Genomic DNA, 17,555 nt, shown 5'->3' with positions numbered 1-17,555 from the left:
GACTCATGTCTAATACATATTCTTTTATGGATGTATCTGCCTCCATTGCGGGGGTGGGTGGTTTATTTGAACTCGGCTACGGCGCAGCGGTTTCCGAAGAAGGGATCACCGTTTCAATGGCAGAAGATAAAAATACCATGACCATTGGTGCAGACGGTGAAGTTATGCATTCATTGCACGCAGGAAAAGGCGGTACGGTGACGGTTGTGTTACTCAAAACTAGCCCGACAAATGCTAAGCTAAACATGATGTATAACCTGCAGCAATTTTCCTCAGCAACATGGGGGAATAACGTGATCACTATTCGTAATAAAGTGAGCAATGACACCACAGTTTGCCGTTCGGTTGCGTTCAAGCGTATTCCCGATTGGCAGAATGCAAAAGTGGGTAATACCGTTTCTTGGGTATTTGACTGCGGTAAAATTGATACACAGCTAGGAGTCTTTTAATGGAATTCACAATCAACGGCAACACATACCGCTCAGGTAAGTTAAATGCGTTCCAACAACAAGATTTAGCCTTTGCGCTGGTTCCTGCGTTTGGTGCGTTGGCGCCACTTTTAAAGGGTAAAGGAAAAAGCTTCAGCCAAGATAATTTAACGGATGTGTTACCGGCTATTTCCGAGGCGGTTCGTGCGCTGGGTAAAAAAGAACGTGCTGAAATTAATGATATTTGTCTCTCCGTTGTTAGCCGTAAATCAGGGGACACATGGTCCGCAATTTATGCTAACGAGCAGTTGATGTATGACGATATCAACGGTATTGATCTGTTTAAAATTGTTGGCCATGTTATTCAGGAATCCCTTAGCAGTTTTTTTCCTATCCCAGCCGTGACCGACGAGTCAATCTAACAAACTCTCTTCAACTCGAAACTTTACCGGATGGTCGTTACTTTCTGATGCGACCAGTCGGTAAAGGGATGTGTAAGTATGAATCATTATTGGATGGCACTATATCCCTTGGGGATATCGCTCGAATGAATGATTTTCTGGATGTCGAAGCCGAAAACGAGGCGTTAATCGAAAGGTACCGTAATGAGCAATAACGTTGAAACAATGCGTGATTTTCTTGTTTCGCTCGGCTTTGACGTCGATGAATCAGGGGCGAAAAAATTCTCTTCGGTATTAGGTGAGATTACTTCAACGGCATTTAAAGCGGGTGCGGCGGTAGAGGGATTAGCCGCTGTCATTATTGGTTTTACTGCGCAGATATCGAAAGGGTTAGATGATTTATATTGGCAAGCACAGCGAACCGGTGCGACAGCCAATAGTATCAAATCATTGGGTTATGCGGTTAAACAGGCTGGTGGTGATATCAATGGGTTTAATCAATCTGTTGAGCGTTTGGGAGCATTTTTACGTAATACACCAGGAGGCGAGGGTTTTCTAAAAAACATCGGGGTGCAAACTCGTGATGCAAATGGAAACCTCCGTGATACCGCTTCACTGGTTGCATTAGTGGGTGATCGGTTATCGAAAATGCCCATGTATCGCGCGACTGCGTTCGGGCAAGCGTTGGGTATTGACGAAAACACTTTACTGGCCATGCGCCGTGGTTTACATGGATATTCTTCTGAATACACCATGATGATGAAAGCCATCGGTTATAACCCTGACCTTGCAGCGAAGCAAGGGAATGCGTTTATGACTCAATTCTCAAAACTGACTGCAGCGATGGGGATCGGTAAGGATAAAATTGGTGGTGAGCTGGCAAGGGTACTGACACCCAGTATTGCGCGATTCACTGAATTACTGGTTAAAAATTTCCCAACAATTGAAAAAATCATCCTAAAAATTGTTAACGCTATTTTGACGTTAACGGAAATACTCAATCACCTTGTGTATCGAGCTGCAAAGGGAATACGGGATTTAATTGGCTGGTGGCATGCGCTTGATGATTCCAGTAAAGGACTGATTAAAACGTTTGGTCTCGTGCTGGCGGCTTGGTGGGCGTTAAATAAAGGCTTTCTCACCTCTCCAATCGGATTAATGATTGCCGCATTAACGGCCTTGTTCTTATTGTGGGATGACTACCAAACATGGAAAGAAGGCGGCAAATCAGCCATTGATTGGTCGGAGTGGGAAGGCACTATCGACTCTGTGACCGAATCACTACAAAAAATGTGGGAAGGGGCTTCGGGGTTTGTAGATACGATTGGCGGCTGGGAAACTGTACTTAAGGGATTTGCGCTATTCCTTGGTGGTAAATGGGTGCTTAGCATACTAGCCTCGTTAACTAAAGTTGGTGCTGGCTTCATTAGAATGTTTGGCTTGCCGGGTTTATTGATTGGCGGCGCTATCCTTACTTTTGATTTAATGAAAAGTAAAATTGATGAAGTATTCAAGGAGCTAGAGAAGTTCAATGATGCGGTGATTGATAAAGCAGGAAAAGCTGTTAAAGCGGTCTATGTTTTCAATAATCCCAATGCAACGGCAGAAGAAAAAGCAATCGCAGGATTGGAAGCTGCAAGTGGGATTATTCCCAGTGCAGGTTTTGTTGGTGACATGCTGAAATTGAAAAATGTCAATTTAAACAACACTTGGGATGCAATCAAAAATAGCAAATTAGGTCAAGGGTTATCAAAAAGTGGTGGGTTGTCATTCTCAGGTACAAAATCCGCAAAAGGGATCAGAAACAATAACCCATTAAATCTAAATTTTGCAAAACAGAACGGTGCATCGAAAGATAGCGAAAGTGCGTTTGCCGTGTTCGATAGTGCCTATGATGGTATTCGTGCCAATGTTAAGCAACTTATGATGTATTTTAATGGGACATCAGAAGCGGCAGGTTTTAAAAAGTTGCAAACCGTTGAAGAAATTATCACAAAGTGGGCGCCACCTGAACATAAAGGCAATGACACGGAGGGCTATATTCAGCGTGTGACTAAAGAATTAGGCGTCAAACGTAATCAGAAGTTAGATCTAAATGACACAGAAACGATGTATGCACTGGTACATGCAATGTCTCTTGTTGAAAATAAAAATCAATTTCCTTATCCAAAGGAGTTGGTGACAGCGGCGATAACGGGTGCGTCAGACCCGACCATAAAGCCATCAAAGCCGATTAATGTAAACACAGAGAGCATGAATAGGGCTGTATCTAACATAAGCAACATGGGGCAATCAGGGCGGTTTGTACCTGAATATCTCATTCGTAATGACTCCAATTCATCTAAGCAAATAGTTCTTAATGCGGTGAATAACATCAATGTGACGGGTGTTTCATCTCCTCATGAAGCGGCATCACTAACTGCGGAAAGTGTTGGGCGTAAATATCAAATACTTTCAAGAAACTTAGAAAACAAGGTGGGTTAATGGATATTTTAGGTACGCTGTTTTCTCAAGGTACTCGAAAAATCGGCATGATAGTCCCCAGTGTGGTGATATCAGAAAAGCACTCTGACAGTTCTGAAATTACCGAACATCCTGTTCAAGTTCCGGGAGGTGAAGGGTTTGCAGTTAGTGATCACACTTTCGATAGACTCTCTGAAGTTGTAATGGAAATTGGCTTTGCTGGTGGCGGTTCGCTAATCGATGGTTTCGATACTTCCACCATGTTTGACGTTTCAACGGGGCTAAAGCTAGGTAGTAGTCCCCGCGAAATTTATCAGCAATTATTAGACCTTCGGGCAACTAAGCAGCCTTTTGATGTTATCACTGGTAAACGTGATTACAAAAATATGCTTATCCGAGCGATTGAAGTTACAACGGATAAAGCCAGTGAAAACGTCCTAATGGTCACTTTGACATTAAGGCAGGTGATTATTGTAGAGACTAAAAGTAAAAATGTAGCCCCTCTAGAAAACCAAAGGTTTCCCGAAGTTACTGGTGGGACTGTTGATAGAGGAACGGTAACACCTAAGCCAGTGAATGAGAGCACACTAAGTAAACTGGGTGGGCTTTTAGAAGTGCTTAATCCATTAGGTAAATAGAATGAATAGTGCTATAGAAATTCCTATTTTAAATAAAAACCAAGAGATGGATATCCAACTAGGAAAAAAAAACTATCACCTAAGAATAAAATATATGGATTTTTGTGGTTGGATACTTGATGTTATGACCCAAACCAAAGAAGAAATTTTAATGGGGATTCCCTTATTGCATGGCGTGGATATTTTTGGTCAGTATCAATACTTGGGCTTGGAGGGGACCCTACTTTTTTATTGTGAAGATTCTAGTTATGAGACAGATATGAATGAAGCAGGTAAAGGAAATCGGTTATACTTCACTCAGGATTCTCAATGATATAGGCGTAATATGATTAGAAAAATCATTTTATTGTGTGGCATTTTGTTGGCTGGAACGTCTCAAGCTGCAGTGATAAATAAAGAGGAAATAGCATTGAATAATGTCATTAACTCTTTAATCAATGAAGATTATGAAGTATTTAAAAATGGCGGGAAAACTGCTCTATCTTATGATGTACCAGAAAAACACAGGGATATAGACATTGTTAGAGATTATGAAAACAATGAAATTTATGCCAACAAAAAGTATTTAGGTAAAAATATTAGAGTAACAGGTAGGGCTTTAGAGATAAGGTCAGGTTTGGACGGTTTGGGTATTATTGAATTATCCAATAGAACCAGAGGCTCGGGAGTACAGTTAAAGGTCGGTGCTGATAGTGAATATGTATTGGGGCTATCTCGTGGTGATTTAGTTGATATGATTTGTGTTGGTGATAAATATCTAATGAATACACCTATATTGAAAAATTGTACGCCGACAATCGATACAGTGAAACAGGTTTATCAATATACAAGTAACCAGCCAAAATTTAGAGCAACTGCGTATGTCATACTAAAAATATATGATCAACAACTAATGCCGGCTTGTATGAGCGGTGAAGATGAATGTCTAAAAAAACTGAAGTCTATAATGGATGCAGATAACTCTAAATTTACAAATGAGACCCTTCAATACATAAACTCACATAAAAGTGAGCTTGAAGATAAATTTGGTAAAATATTTGACTGATTTATTTGTAAATCATAGCCGCCTAGTGCGGCTTTTTTTATGCCAAAAATCGGAGTCTACATGTCAAAAAACTGGATCCGTGAGTGTCAGGTCATTGTTGCTGACGAAAAAGGCGAAGGCATCGATTTATCTGAGCTGAGGGTTACATTTAATATCACTCGACCTAACTTTGCTTATCCGACGACAGCGATTGTTAAAGTTTTTAATTTAAATAAAGAAACTGAAAACAAACTACGCCAGTATGAATTTAAGCAAATAGTGATAGTTGCAGGGTATAAAGATAACAGTAGCCAAATATTTTCTGGCCAGATCCAGTATACCTACTCAGGTCGTGACAATGTGACAGATACCTATGTAGTAATTCAGTCAGCGGAAAGCGATCAGGCGTATAACAACGCGATAGTGTCTACCACAATTGCTAGCGGCTACACACAGGATGCGGTTGATAAGGCACTGATGAAAAGTGTTGAAAAATACGGTGTGCTGGCGGGTATGCGAGGTGAATTCACTGATACGGTGGCGCCACGGGGAAAGGTGTTGTTTGGTATGCACCGTGATGAAATGACTCGTTTTGCAGTGCAGAACGACGCGGATTGGCGTTATTCCAGCAACAACCTTGAAATCGTGCCAAAATCTAATTACATCAATGAAATCATCTTGAATTATGACACTGGTCTTGTCGGAACGCCGGAGCAAACTATTGGCGGTGGTATCAATGTGACCTGCATGATAAACCCGAACATTAAGCCCGGAACATTAATTCAATTGGATAATTCAGGCATTAATTTAGCCGGCTTATCGAATAAAGAAATCGGGTTATATGGTAGCCACAGCGGCACAACTGAACAGCCTTCACCGCTTGATATCGATGGTGAGTACAAAGTTATCAATGTGAGCTATTACGGTGATACGCGAGGCAATACGTGGTACCAGGAGTTAATTTGTATAGCACGTTCTGTTGAAACTAAGCTAAGCCCATCGGCAATACAAGCAATGGCGGTAGAAGAATGATCACCAATGATGAACGAATAGGGCGCCCAGAAGCGCCTTTTTTATTGATGAAAGAAAGCGTGATGTCAGGGTTGTTTGTTGCGCTGCCTTGTATTGTGCAGTCATTCAACGCTGATGCGGTGACGATTGAAGCGCAGCCAGCCATTAAGTGGCGAGTTAATGAAGATGGTATTGATAAGACAGTCCCGCTTCCTTTGCTGGTGGATGTGCCCGTTATTTTTCCTCGAGGAGGGGGCGCGACGTTAACCTTTCCAATTAAAGCCGGCGACGAGTGCTTAGTCATATTCGCTGACCGTTGCATTGATTATTGGTGGCAAAGTGGTGGTATTCAGGAAGCAGTAGACCCTCGGAAACATAATTTATCAGATGGGTTTGCATTAGTTGGCCCTCAATCACAAGCACAAAAAATTAGCGGAATTAGTACCTCTGAAGTTCAGCTACGAAGTGATGACGGTAGTGCGTATGTTGCTATTAACACTGGCAGTAAAGACGTGACCGTTATTACCCCAGCAAAACTAACCGCAACAGCAAAAGGTGGTACCGAAATCAATTCACCAGAAATTGTGTTAAACGGTAATGTCACAATTAACGGAAACTTATCACAAGGTATGGGTGAGGGAGGCGGTGAAGCCAAAATGAATGGACCTGTTACGGTGAAAAATGACGTTACGGCTGGTGGCATAAGCTTAATGAAACACAAACATGGTGGCGTTCAAACTGGTGGTAGCAACACAGGGGAGCCTAAGTAATGCAATATCGAAAAGAAGACGATGGAGATTACACCTTTGGTTCAAACCAATTTCTTATGAATACCCCTGAAACGGTAGCTCAAGCGGTAAAAAGCCGTTTGAAACTTTGGTTAGAAGAATGGTTCCTTGATGATCGCATTGGTACACCTCATGCTCAAAAAGGGCTAGGAAAGCATGTTGCTCAAGGTTATGCGCTCTCGATAAAAGAAATCATTCAAGGTACGCAGGGAGTAGTGAAAATTCTCGATTTTGGTGTGGATCTTAATACATCAACACGAAAGGTAACTATCACAGCAATGATAGAAACCCTGTACGGCACAACCAGCATTAAAAGTGAGGGCTAATGTTAAATATCGAAACGGTTGGACTTGCACCGGTGATAACAGAAAAAGGGATTACCTCACCTGATTACCCAACCATACTTCAGCGGCTTCAGGAGTTATTCAGGCAAATATACGGTAATGATGTTTATCTCGAGCCTGATAGTAAAGATGGTCAGATGTTAGCAATCTATGCGCTGTCAATTCAGGATGCGAATAATGCAGCGGTAACGGCCTATAACTCATTTAGCCCGTCAACGTCTACAGGACAAGCGCTATCAAATAATGTGTCCATTAATGGGTTATCACGTAACCCTCAATCAAATTCAACGGTTGATGTGTTAATTACAGGTCAGGTTGGTACAGTGATTAGTAATGGGACAGTAAAAGACGTATCAGGCAATATTTGGTCACTTCCCGAATCAGTCGTGATAGGTACACATGGTGATGTTACCGTGACAGCGATTAGTCAAAAGGCAGGGGCTATTATTGCGTTACCGGGGGAGGTTAATCAAATTGGTACGCCAACCCGGGGCTGGCAATCAGTCACTAATATCGCAACAGCAACTCCTGGTCGAAAAGTGGAAACCGATGGCGACTTGCGTATTCGTCGTAGTAAGTCTGTTGCCTTGCCTTCGCGAACTGTACTCGATGGTGTGATTGGTTCAGTGAGCCAAATAGTCGGAGTTGCTAGATTAGCGGCATTTGAGAATGATACAAGTTTGACAGATAGTAGAGGTATTTCCCCTCACTCTATTGCATTGATTGTGGATGGCGGCGATGCAAAAACAATCGCTGAGGTTATTGCACTAAAGAAAACGCCCGGAACAGGTACGTTTGGAAATATAGAAACTATTGTGACAAATCACTATGGCGTGACGTTACCCATTCGCTTTAGTCGACCTGAAAGTGTGCCTATATTTGTTAAAATAACACTTGAGGCTTTTGAGGGATACACAACATTAGTTGGCGATAAAATTAAAAAGGCAGTGGCTGAATACTTAAATAACCTTGAGATTGGCACTGATATTTATCGTACTAAGCTATTTTCACCTGCTAACCTGCAGTCAGATCCAGAAGGTGGCACCTTCTATATTTCAAAACTCGAAATAGGGTTGTCAGCTGGTGGTGTCGCTGAAGATAACATTACCCTGAAATATCACCAGTTCGCGACTAGCAACATTAAATATGTGGAGATAGTGACAACATGAGAGATTATCTCAAGCTGATCACCTCTCAACACCGAACCGCCAATAAATTTTGCAATCACATCAATTTAATTACTAAATCCCTAGCTGAAACAGCCAGTTTTGCTCGCCAATTAAATAATTATTTTTCGCTGGATGACGCCGTAGGCGTTCAGCTAGATATTATTGGTGAGTGGGTTGGTATATCCCGATATATACAGACGCCAATTGCAGGGGTGTATTTTGCATTAGATAGTGACGGAGTCGGTCTTGATGAGGGCTTTTGGCAACGTGCTTTCGACCCTGATAGTGGGTTTACTGAATTAGATGATGAAACTTACCGAACCATAATTAGAGTTAAAATTAAGGCTAATCATTGGGATGGCACAACTGAATCATTGATGGATATTTATGATTCACTTCTTCCTGATAAAGATACCAAATTATTTTTTATTGATAACTTAGATATGAGCATGGATGTATTTATTACAGGCTCTTATGTTGATAACGTCACTAAGGCGATAGTTAAGCAAGGTTATCTCGGCGTTAAGCCCGAAGGTGTTCAAGTTAATCATTATTACATCAATTCTGTTCCTAAATCCCCCATGTTTGGATTCGACATATCCAATAACTACATAGCCGGCTTTGATATAGGCGGCTTTGCGGTTCCACTTTAAGAGGTCTTATGGCTAAGAATGAATTTCTGCCTTTCGGTATAGCCGAAGGGGCAAACGTGCTTTCAAATCAGGAGTACGAACGACTCGCAGCTCGTTTTAATGGCTTTATTAGCGGTGTAGCTAAATCGAAAGAGCTTAATACTGTCTGGCGTCAGTCGTCGATTATATCGAGTGCTATTGCTCAATTTGTTGTTGATTCGGACAATAAAGATTTGCTTGATAACGGTGATGTCGCAGGTATTAAAAATCGTTTAGTTGCAGCGATTAAGCAAACTATTTCAGGGGTAGGGTATGTTACTACCGCTGCAATGAATTTAGAACTTAACAAAAAAATCGATAAAGCGAGCATTTCAGGTGTTCTAGGTAACGATAATAGCAAAGTCCCTAGTTTGAATTTACTGACGACTGAATTAGGTAAAAAACAACCCTCTGGCGATTATTTAAGAGTTGGTGATTACGGTATCGGTGGCGAATTACCGCCCCAAGTAACAGATGCAAATGATGCAAAAAAAGGCGGGATATATTCACCTGCTGGCGCTGCGGGCGTTAATTTTTATGACCCTTACGCCCCTATGTTTGTTATGAATCGGAATGGTGTGTATATCCGACAATTTCAAATAACCCCAGCGGGAAAGATTGCAGCACGAGATATTAAGGGCGAATGGAAAGTTTATAGTGATGATGAGGAGCTAAAAACTCGCTTTTTAGGGATTAATTCTACAGCGGTATCAGCTAAACAACTTTCGACTAAAAGCATAATTGCAGGCCAAGAATTTTATGGAAAAGGCGAAACAATCACTATTACACCTCAAGGTATTGGTGCCCAACCATCAGGTAATTATTTAAAGCCGGGGGATTATGGAATAGGTACTGCATACCCACCATCGCAAACCGATGCTAATTCGTTGGTCATTAATGGCATTTATTCGGGCGGAGGTGCAGGTGGTAAAAACTACTTCGACCCATACGCACCTATTTTTGTTATGACTCGTGATAATAAATACATTTGTCATATGCAGGTGAATCTACAAGGTCGAATTGGAACGCGTTATGGTAATGGGGCATGGAACACCTATCCAACACTCGATGAATTTAATGCTAAAAAAAGTTTGGGTGAGGGGCAACGGTGGCAGGATGTTAAAGCAAGTCGCTCATCAGGGGTTAGCTATACAAATACAACAGGCCGGACGATTGCGCTTTATGCAAGCTCAGTGGGTCAGCATGGGTCTAGTAACTTAATAATCTATGTTGATGATGTTCTATGTTCAGATAACGCGATTGGCGGTGGTGCAGGATTCGATGTATCACGACACTCAATTGGGTACACAATTATTCCTGCTGGAAGCACGTATAGAGTTGTTGCGTCAAGTATTGCTACTTGGGCGGAGTTAAGATAATCATGAAATATTACAAAGATACAAATTTAAATGTCTACGCGTATGACGATGAACAGTTAGCTCAAGTTACTCGACTGACAGAAGTTGAATCACTACTTCAAGAAAAAGAGCCTAATTTTATTGAAGTAAGTCAAAGCGTTGAGAAAGCTGCGCTAGAACTCAATGATGCAAAACTGCAATTAGAGACAGTCATTGATAGCTTTCCAAGCGAAGGCGAAGAGACTGATATTGATAATCATGAAGAAATTCAGCGTTTAACCTTAGCTGTTGAAGAGAAAACAGCTAAATTGAATGAGGCAACAATTGTCTTTAATCAAATTGAATCTGAGTACCAACCTTTAAAAGATGAATTTGACGCAATCTTGCCTGTATTTTTTGAAATTCGTGAAAATTTAAAAAACATGAAGAAAATGAGCACTAAGGAAGTTGAGGCTTATTTGAATCCACCAATATCTAAAGAGCAGTTAATTGCTGAAGCCGAAATACAAAAGCAATCATTGCAAGCAGAAGCGAATAACGCAATTGCACCATTGCAAGATGCTGTAGATTTGGGTATAGCTACCGATGAAGAGAAAGCAAAATTAACAGCGTGGAAAAAATACCGCGTTCTGTTAAACCGTGTTGATATTTTCCTCGCCCCTGACATTGATTGGCCGCAAAAACCATAATATCCAAGGCAAGCTGCAAGGCTTGCCCAAATTTTATTTCCATCAATTCCACTCAGTGCAAAATACATCTTTATTATATCTTTCCACCATGCGAAATTGTTCGCCAATTAGTGCAAATTAATCCGCCGCGCTACATTATTTTTTTAGATTGTATACATAGCAGTATGCCTTGATATGCTCAATTTGAGTGCAAAAAAAATCAGTTGATTATTAAGCTAAATAAAATATATTAATCCCGCTTTAAGTCTAAATGAATAACATATTAATCTCTTATTTTTGTTGGAAATTTAAAAAGGAATCATCATGAACAGTGCTCAGGCTATTGAAATTTTATCCAATTCACAACAGGATGATTGGTTGATTGATACGGATACAGGTTCATTCACATATAAAGAAGATCTTAATCTACACATCCAGTGTGTGAATGATAACGATAGGGAATTTAATGAGGACTGGGCTATTCGTCATTCTAACCCTAATGCGTTTAGGGTTACATATTTAGTAAAATATGGTAATTCTTTGGTGGAACGCAAATATCTTGTTGCTGTTGACGGAGGAAGAGCAATACTTCCAATGCCAATATCTGCTGCGGACTTACGAGTAAGGAGCGCTGATGTTAATTTTGCGAACATCGTCAATGTTGCAGTTGGTGATGTTGTCGGAGAGTACATACGCAGGTCAGGACTGACAATAGTCTAATCGTTTTTTGTTAAGCCAATTGATTGTGTAGCCTAAAGCCGCATGGCTTTAGGCTTAAATAGAGGCTAATTTCTCACACCAAGCGTCGAGAATTTCGCGTTTTTCTCTCAAATAATCATATCTATCATAGTGTTTTTTAGACACTCCTGGTCTTTTATGGTTTTGTACCATATCTCTCATTTCCGAGCTTATCCCCATTTCCCCTGCCAATGTTTTAAATGTTCGCCTTATATCCCTTGGTGTAAATTTTTCAAACTCATTGCGTTTGCAAAATTTATTTAATTGTTTTGCGTATTCTGATGTTAATAAATGACCTTCCTGAGTATCAGCAGGAAATAGAAAACTAGATGTTGGGTATAACAATTCCTGAATATTTAAAATATCAATAGCAGGCTTAGTCAATGGTATTACGTGATAGTCCTCTGTTTTTGAAATATGCGGAGGTACTGTCAATGTATTATTCTTTTTATCCCAATTATCCCGAGTGTTGGCTATTATTTCCCATGGTCTTTGTCCTGCAGCATAAACACAGAATAAAAACAGTCGCGCGTAATCTGGGTTGATAGGGCATTCATTGCTTGGCTTATTAAATAACTCCAGCAAGTGCTTTAATTCATCCCATGACAGAAATCTATCTAATGCTTTATCTGCACCTTTTTGTCTAGGGACAACAGCAACGGGGTTTCTATCCAAACCGTAAATAACCCGTTCGTTAATTTTTGCAGGATCATTGTCAGCAAATAAGCCGAAATTAAACACAGCATGTAAATTAGCTCTAACTTTATTTGAGCCAGCTAATGCACCGCGATTAATAAACTCAGACAGTATTCTTTTTATATGATCGGGCGTAACATCTTTAGCGGCCATTGATGGGTTTATATGCTTGCTTTCTAAGACCTGATTTAGTCTATTTTGCGTTTTATCGTACGAACGCTTACCTTGTCGCTTCTGATCTTCAATGTAGTCGTCAAAGAGTTGTTTTACGGTTGCGTGTTCATATTTGATTTTTTCAGGCGATGATGATTCTACGGCAGCTGCAACAGATTTTACAGCTGCATCAGCTAATGATAAATTTGGGTAGTCACCAAGTGAAATAAACTTCTCTTTTCCATCTTTGAAGTAACGATAAACGAAAACCTTTCTTCCAGATGGATATGTTTTTACACCGAGTCTGCCTGTACCCCTAGTCGCTGACGCTTGCCAAGTATAGTACGCAGATTTCTTAGGCTTCAATCCTCGTATTTTACTGTCTGTTAGTAATACGCTTGCCATTTAGTAATTCCGTTGCAGGTTGGTTACGGGTCAAGTAACGGGTCAAGTAATGACGAAATGATATGAAACTAGGTGAAATCATGCAAGCTATATAAAGCCTTAAAAATCAATTAGATGAAATCTTATGAAATCACATAAAACTCAATGAAATCAAGCTGTAACGCCCTTCTAAGCCGTAGGTCACAGGTTCGAATCCTGTAGGGCGTACCATTAATTTTCAATCACTTACCATCATTTAAAATTCTCCACTTTTGCTAACTGGGACGTATTTGGGACGTAAGTACTGAAAATAGTGTCTATTTGCTTCGCGTGTTCACTTAAATGATTAGGTGCTAAGTGAGCATATCTTCTCATCATATCAACCGATTCCCATCCGCCCATTTCTTGTAGAACTGAAAGCGGGACGCCAGACTGAATTAAGCAGCTAGCCCATGTATGCCGCAAATCATGAAAGCGAAAGTTTTCTATTCCTGCTCTTTTAAGTGCGGCTCTCCATGCTGTGTTAGAATCAACTCGCATTTTTCTAACGCTTGGCGTTAATGTTCCGTCTGGTCTCTTTTTGGATTCAGTGTGAACAAATAACCACCAAAAGTAACCGCAAGACAAATTTGTCCTCTGGGAATTAATTCCACAGTGAAAATAAGCACTCTTTTTAAATATCAATAAGTTACATACTAACCGTTTCCATAAAATGAAAAAACTAGAACATATATGTTCGTGGGGGTATTTTAATAGAATTAAGATGTATTAATTTAATTAGAAGGTCTAATGTCATTACCTGAACGCTTGAAACCTATTAAAGTTAGTCGTATCACAATAAAGAAAAAGCAGGAGCTGCTAGAGAAAATAACTAGCAAGATTGATAATGGCGCAATCGAAAATGACAAAGAACTGAATTCTATGATATCTAATTGGCATGATGGAGTAGCAAATATCTGTCAATTTTCAGATTTTCGTGATTATAGTTCATGGATAAGCGCTAAAGAGTTTACACGTATAGCATTCGATAAATGGAGATGCCTCAGTGGTTAAAGGCAGATATAAATTATTGCCTGGTGAGTCTATTGCTTTTGGATATAAAAGTGATTTATATAGAAAAATCTCAGGGTGGGCACATTTATTCCCCTACTTTTTAGATAACGAGAGTTTAAGTGTTGAGGCATTAGATTCTTGTACCGTGGCTCCTCTTAGCTCGACTGATATTAAATTTGGTAATCAACTTGCGGGGAGAAAACAGAATCAATTGCTTGAAACTAAACTTGCGAGTATGCATATTAATTGTGTAACAGCAGGTAAGCTTTTAATGGTAGTTTCAGCTAATCAGCAATTACATAGGGAAACAAGTTCGGGAAATAATTCAGGCACAAATTTGGCTGGAATGGCCTTGGACTCACTTAGTGGCAATACAGCGGATTCAACAGAAAGGCCATATATTGTAACCTCAAGAGCAGCATCCACCCCAGATATTTGTAGAAATGGAAATGGTGATGCTATTCCATATTATGACCGTATTAAATTAGGGAATATGTCAAATAGCAGCACTAAAGAAACATTATATTTCAACCTTTGTCATAATGGAAATATCAAAGCGGGAAGCTATCGAGGGAGTATTGATGTTTCATTTTTCTTAGAATAGTTACTATAGTTCGTAATTAAAATTATAATATCCTCTTAGTCTGATATTTAACAATTAATTACGAACTATTATTTTAATAATTTACTCATAAAGCTACAGAGGTTTAATGGCTATCAGCTAACAGGGGCGCAGATAGTTACTACTTAGTAAAAGTTAGTATCATAAGCCGATTTAAAATCGGAAAATCTAAAGAGGACATTTCACATCTTTAGACTAACCCACAATTAGTTACCTACCTTTCATTGTTCCTCTTTAAGATGACCAGTTCAGCTGCTCCGAAGTTACCGAGGAGTTTCAAATATATCTATAAAATTTTAGTTACTTGTGTGCTCAATTAATTCATAGTTAATCTACTAACTTATTGTGCAATGAGACCCTTATTGAGGCGCAAATATGATTATACGTTGTTATAGTGACAAAATAAGCGATAACAAAATAGATGAGCTGACCAATTTATTGCATAGATGCGTCCTTGGTGGGGCTAGTGTTGGATATACTGACGCAAAAGATCAAATAGGTGATATGAAAAATTATTGGGTTGGTGTCAATCACTCTTTATCAACAAACAATTTTAAGCTTATCTCAGTAGAGGTAGATAATAAAATCGTTGGTGTTGTTGGACTTGATTTGTGTACAAAGGCAAATGGCAAACACCGAGGAGAAATTTGTAAATTATTGGTATTACCTGATTACAGGCGCAAAGGTCTCGCAAGGAGATTAATGCTAGCGGCTGAGCAAATAGCATGGGAAACAGGATTGACACTTCTAACATTAGATACAAATACCAAAGGAATAACTGTTAGCTTATATACCTCTCTAGGATGGCAGGTTAGTGGTGAAATCCCTGAGTTCGCTCAATCAATTCATGGCGACCTTGAATCAACAACCATCATGTTCAAGCTAAACCCTGAAAGTAAAGTTTAAATAAGATTGATTAATAGCTGATTAAATTTGAAGTCGTATCTGTGTTAATTTTACAGTTCCGTTTGAAACGAAGTCGTGGAAAACACGAGTAGAACTATTTCCGGTTGGTATTTCATTATCTGCAATGAAATTACCAATTGATGATATTTTTACAGTGCTGGTGGCTTTGGGAAAATTGAATCTTAAACCTCTTAATTTTGAGTCACAAAATAAAAAGGGGACATAATTGGGAGCATGATACGAAATTGAATGAATATAAAATGTTTATAATTAATGAGGTATGTCTTTATATTGAATCCTGTAGACTTCAAATGATGTCTATTTTATGCCTAAAATTCAGTGGATTAACTGATTTTACGCTTTCTTTGTTCATCTTCCAATGTAAAAAACTCCGCTCTATAAGCCGTCATGTGAACCCCTTGATGGTGATCCTACGTGATGGACACCTTAACTTAACTCAGAGCGGATATTACAACTTTGCTATTACAAACGGTGTGCACTAATAATTAAAAAAGGTGAATATCGATTAAAAATTTCAGCTTCCGGTTTTTCCAATAGGGCGTCATTGATGACTTTAGGCTCTTTAAGAGCATCAATCACAAATCCCACATTGAGTAATCCCATAATATAACTTTCGACTGTTCGGTGATATTTAATAACGTCATCGACAAACCATGAGGTATGACGTATAGACTCATTCTGATAATTATCGACAGGCATACAGATAAATTCACCAGATTCATTTTTCATAAATGAAGAAGCATGTGCGGTACACATCGGATGTTCCACAGAGAATACAAATTTCCCACCCTCTTTGAGGTGAGAATATGCTTCGCTTGCGAGCTGATTAAAGTTTTCGATATAGTGGATTGCGAGGGAGGAAATAATAAAGTCAAAACGTTCATCGAAAGTCATAGGGTTAGTCATTGACGCATGAATATATTCAATATCATCGGTTTGGGTCAGTTTTCTGGCTTGTTCTATCATGTTACTTGAAAGCTCAATACCGTAAACTTTTTTCGCCCCTTTGCTGTGTGCGTACCGTGCAAAATCACCAAAGCCAGATCCCAAATCGAGAATTATTTTACCTTTTAAATCAGGTAATAGAGCCCTTAATGCAGGTTCTTCTATGATGCCATTAAGGCCCGTATCATTGACCCTTAATGTTTGATAATTTTTAAAAAAAATGGGGTTATCATAAATATTCTGTTCTTTCATAGGTAGTCTCAGTATCGTTATAAATTATCTTCAAGCTGTTACCACTGATCACCACTGCGAAAATCGCAATAGAGTGGTTGGGAAAAATCAATCGTTTTATCTTTTGTCCACCCAAGAACGCCGCCTTCTTCATCAATGGAATGAATATAAGAGCCTTGTTTGAGTTCATACAGCTTTCCTTCCCAAACATGCCATCCTGCTGATTGATATAGAGGAAAACCCTCTTCAGATGCAGAAAGTAAGCCGAGTTGATAACAGTTTTCTATAATTTTGTTGGTTTCCTGCATGAGCTGTCGACCAATACCTTGGCGGCGATAACTTTCTAATACTGCCATGGCTTCAACATAACCGACAGTGACTGGGTGATGACCTAATGCCATATTGCGCTGAACAATGGATACGTGGCCAACAACATGTTTTTGGTCGTAAGCTAAAATATGCATGCCGCCTAAAGCATGCTGAAAGTCATCTCGAGAAAAATCACAGTCAAAGCTTTGATATAACAAAGTGTAGATAACCTCTTTTTGGTCATTAGATAACTGCGATGTATGGCGACTGAAATATTGGATAGTCATAGAGTCTCTTGAAGTGCTAGAAATAAAAGTAAATAGAATCAATAATTTTTTTTGCGCCCCAAATATACCAATAATATTATTTAATAATTTTTGGATAAGTTGGGTTAATGTGTTTGTTAAAAAGGTAATTTCATTATTATCTAACTCATGCAAATGGAGCGGTTTGTACGAGCGCTAATATCTCGCTCTAGGGAAGAAAAGTTTTCATAAACACGTTGCGCCTCACAAAAAAACTGTGAGGAAACAA

General features: G+C 39.5%; 21 protein-coding genes and 1 pseudogene. 18 read left to right on the top strand and 4 right to left on the bottom strand.

Features of this window, described 5'->3' with window-relative positions; genetic code table 11:
- The first annotated feature begins 5 nt into the window (after nucleotides 1–5).
- The 15 genes from ACPEH5_RS08280 (at nucleotide 6) to ACPEH5_RS08210 (ending at nucleotide 11,683) form a co-directional block, all read left to right on the top strand.
- Nucleotides 6–449, top strand: coding sequence for a DUF3277 family protein (locus ACPEH5_RS08280; protein ID WP_226693594.1), 444 nt, complete (start codon nucleotides 6–8; stop codon nucleotides 447–449).
- Nucleotides 449–850 carry a phage tail assembly chaperone gene (locus ACPEH5_RS08275; protein WP_281110488.1) on the top strand — a complete coding sequence of 134 codons (402 nt, stop codon included), beginning with the start codon at nucleotides 449–451 and terminating at the stop codon, nucleotides 848–850. Before ACPEH5_RS08280 ends, ACPEH5_RS08275 begins: the two co-directional genes overlap by 1 nt.
- Before the next feature lie 68 nt (nucleotides 851–918).
- Complete coding sequence (locus ACPEH5_RS08270; protein ID WP_264188032.1) at nucleotides 919–1,044, top strand: DUF6889 family protein; 126 nt, start codon at nucleotides 919–921, stop codon at nucleotides 1,042–1,044.
- Nucleotides 1,034–3,313: a hypothetical protein gene (locus ACPEH5_RS08265; RefSeq protein ID WP_281110486.1), complete on the top strand. Its 2,280-nt coding sequence runs from the start codon at nucleotides 1,034–1,036 to the stop codon at nucleotides 3,311–3,313. Before ACPEH5_RS08270 ends, ACPEH5_RS08265 begins: the two co-directional genes overlap by 11 nt.
- Nucleotides 3,313–3,930: a phage baseplate protein gene (locus ACPEH5_RS08260; RefSeq protein WP_281110484.1), complete on the top strand. Its 618-nt coding sequence runs from the start codon at nucleotides 3,313–3,315 to the stop codon at nucleotides 3,928–3,930. Before ACPEH5_RS08265 ends, ACPEH5_RS08260 begins: the two co-directional genes overlap by 1 nt.
- Nucleotide 3,931: 1 nt before the next feature.
- On the top strand, nucleotides 3,932–4,243 hold the full coding sequence (locus ACPEH5_RS08255; protein WP_281110482.1) for a phage baseplate plug family protein: 312 nt from the start codon (nucleotides 3,932–3,934) through the stop codon (nucleotides 4,241–4,243).
- Nucleotides 4,244–4,255: 12 nt separating this feature from the next.
- Nucleotides 4,256–4,975 carry an OB-fold protein gene (locus ACPEH5_RS08250; RefSeq protein ID WP_281110480.1) on the top strand — a complete coding sequence of 240 codons (720 nt, stop codon included), beginning with the start codon at nucleotides 4,256–4,258 and terminating at the stop codon, nucleotides 4,973–4,975.
- A 60-nt stretch (nucleotides 4,976–5,035) separates the two neighbouring features.
- Nucleotides 5,036–5,986 (top strand): phage protein, encoded by a 951-nt coding sequence (locus tag ACPEH5_RS08245; RefSeq protein ID WP_281110478.1) that lies wholly within the window; start codon nucleotides 5,036–5,038, stop codon nucleotides 5,984–5,986.
- On the top strand, nucleotides 5,983–6,735 hold the full coding sequence (locus ACPEH5_RS08240) for a Gp138 family membrane-puncturing spike protein (protein WP_281110476.1): 753 nt from the start codon (nucleotides 5,983–5,985) through the stop codon (nucleotides 6,733–6,735). The genes ACPEH5_RS08245 and ACPEH5_RS08240 overlap by 4 nt, the downstream gene beginning before the upstream one ends.
- Nucleotides 6,735–7,079 (top strand): hypothetical protein, encoded by a 345-nt coding sequence (locus tag ACPEH5_RS08235; protein WP_281110474.1) that lies wholly within the window; start codon nucleotides 6,735–6,737, stop codon nucleotides 7,077–7,079. Before ACPEH5_RS08240 ends, ACPEH5_RS08235 begins: the two co-directional genes overlap by 1 nt.
- Nucleotides 7,079–8,266, top strand: coding sequence for a baseplate J/gp47 family protein (locus ACPEH5_RS08230; protein ID WP_281110471.1), 1,188 nt, complete (start codon nucleotides 7,079–7,081; stop codon nucleotides 8,264–8,266). Before ACPEH5_RS08235 ends, ACPEH5_RS08230 begins: the two co-directional genes overlap by 1 nt.
- Nucleotides 8,263–8,919, top strand: coding sequence for a DUF2612 domain-containing protein (locus ACPEH5_RS08225; protein ID WP_281110469.1), 657 nt, complete (start codon nucleotides 8,263–8,265; stop codon nucleotides 8,917–8,919). Before ACPEH5_RS08230 ends, ACPEH5_RS08225 begins: the two co-directional genes overlap by 4 nt.
- Nucleotides 8,920–8,927: 8 nt before the next feature.
- Nucleotides 8,928–10,316 carry a hypothetical protein gene (locus ACPEH5_RS08220; RefSeq protein ID WP_281110466.1) on the top strand — a complete coding sequence of 463 codons (1,389 nt, stop codon included), beginning with the start codon at nucleotides 8,928–8,930 and terminating at the stop codon, nucleotides 10,314–10,316.
- A 2-nt stretch (nucleotides 10,317–10,318) separates the two neighbouring features.
- Nucleotides 10,319–10,984 (top strand): tail fiber assembly protein, encoded by a 666-nt coding sequence (locus tag ACPEH5_RS08215; RefSeq protein WP_281110464.1) that lies wholly within the window; start codon nucleotides 10,319–10,321, stop codon nucleotides 10,982–10,984.
- A 303-nt stretch (nucleotides 10,985–11,287) separates the two neighbouring features.
- Nucleotides 11,288–11,683 carry a hypothetical protein gene (locus tag ACPEH5_RS08210; protein ID WP_281110462.1) on the top strand — a complete coding sequence of 132 codons (396 nt, stop codon included), beginning with the start codon at nucleotides 11,288–11,290 and terminating at the stop codon, nucleotides 11,681–11,683.
- 54 nt (nucleotides 11,684–11,737) lie between these two features.
- Here the strand turns inward: ACPEH5_RS08210 and ACPEH5_RS08205 are convergent, their stop codons facing one another.
- Entirely contained in the window at nucleotides 11,738–12,955 is a 1,218-nt protein-coding gene (locus tag ACPEH5_RS08205; RefSeq protein ID WP_281110458.1) for a tyrosine-type recombinase/integrase, read from the bottom strand.
- Between the two features lie 231 nt (nucleotides 12,956–13,186).
- A pseudogene (locus ACPEH5_RS08200) lies at nucleotides 13,187–13,540 on the bottom strand (tyrosine-type recombinase/integrase); the annotation flags it as partial.
- A 183-nt stretch (nucleotides 13,541–13,723) separates the two neighbouring features.
- On the opposite strand from ACPEH5_RS08200, the gene ACPEH5_RS08195 reads away from it, so the two are divergent.
- The 3 genes from ACPEH5_RS08195 to ACPEH5_RS08185 all read left to right on the top strand — a co-directional run bounded on the left by ACPEH5_RS08195 (nucleotide 13,724) and on the right by ACPEH5_RS08185 (nucleotide 15,515).
- Nucleotides 13,724–13,987, top strand: a complete 264-nt coding sequence (locus ACPEH5_RS08195; protein ID WP_131680681.1) for a hypothetical protein — start codon at nucleotides 13,724–13,726, stop codon at nucleotides 13,985–13,987.
- Nucleotides 13,980–14,591, top strand: a complete 612-nt coding sequence (locus ACPEH5_RS08190) for a hypothetical protein (RefSeq protein WP_131680680.1) — start codon at nucleotides 13,980–13,982, stop codon at nucleotides 14,589–14,591. The genes ACPEH5_RS08195 and ACPEH5_RS08190 overlap by 8 nt, the downstream gene beginning before the upstream one ends.
- A 393-nt stretch (nucleotides 14,592–14,984) precedes the next feature.
- Nucleotides 14,985–15,515, top strand: a complete 531-nt coding sequence (locus ACPEH5_RS08185; RefSeq protein ID WP_240133192.1) for a GNAT family N-acetyltransferase — start codon at nucleotides 14,985–14,987, stop codon at nucleotides 15,513–15,515.
- 483 nt (nucleotides 15,516–15,998) lie between these two features.
- On the opposite strand, the gene ACPEH5_RS08180 is transcribed toward ACPEH5_RS08185, so the two are convergent.
- On the bottom strand, nucleotides 15,999–16,733 hold the full coding sequence (locus ACPEH5_RS08180; protein WP_166686111.1) for a class I SAM-dependent methyltransferase: 735 nt from the start codon (nucleotides 16,731–16,733) through the stop codon (nucleotides 15,999–16,001).
- Nucleotides 16,734–16,771: 38 nt separating this feature from the next.
- Nucleotides 16,772–17,308: a GNAT family N-acetyltransferase gene (locus ACPEH5_RS08175; RefSeq protein ID WP_042845323.1), complete on the bottom strand. Its 537-nt coding sequence runs from the start codon at nucleotides 17,306–17,308 to the stop codon at nucleotides 16,772–16,774.
- Nucleotides 17,309–17,555: the final 247 nt, after the last annotated feature.

The sequence above is a fragment of the Providencia sp. NPDC089933 genome (genome assembly GCF_049545585.1).
Lineage (GTDB): Bacteria > Pseudomonadota > Gammaproteobacteria > Enterobacterales > Enterobacteriaceae > Providencia > Providencia huashanensis.
This window is presented reverse-complemented; position numbering and strand designations above follow the sequence as displayed.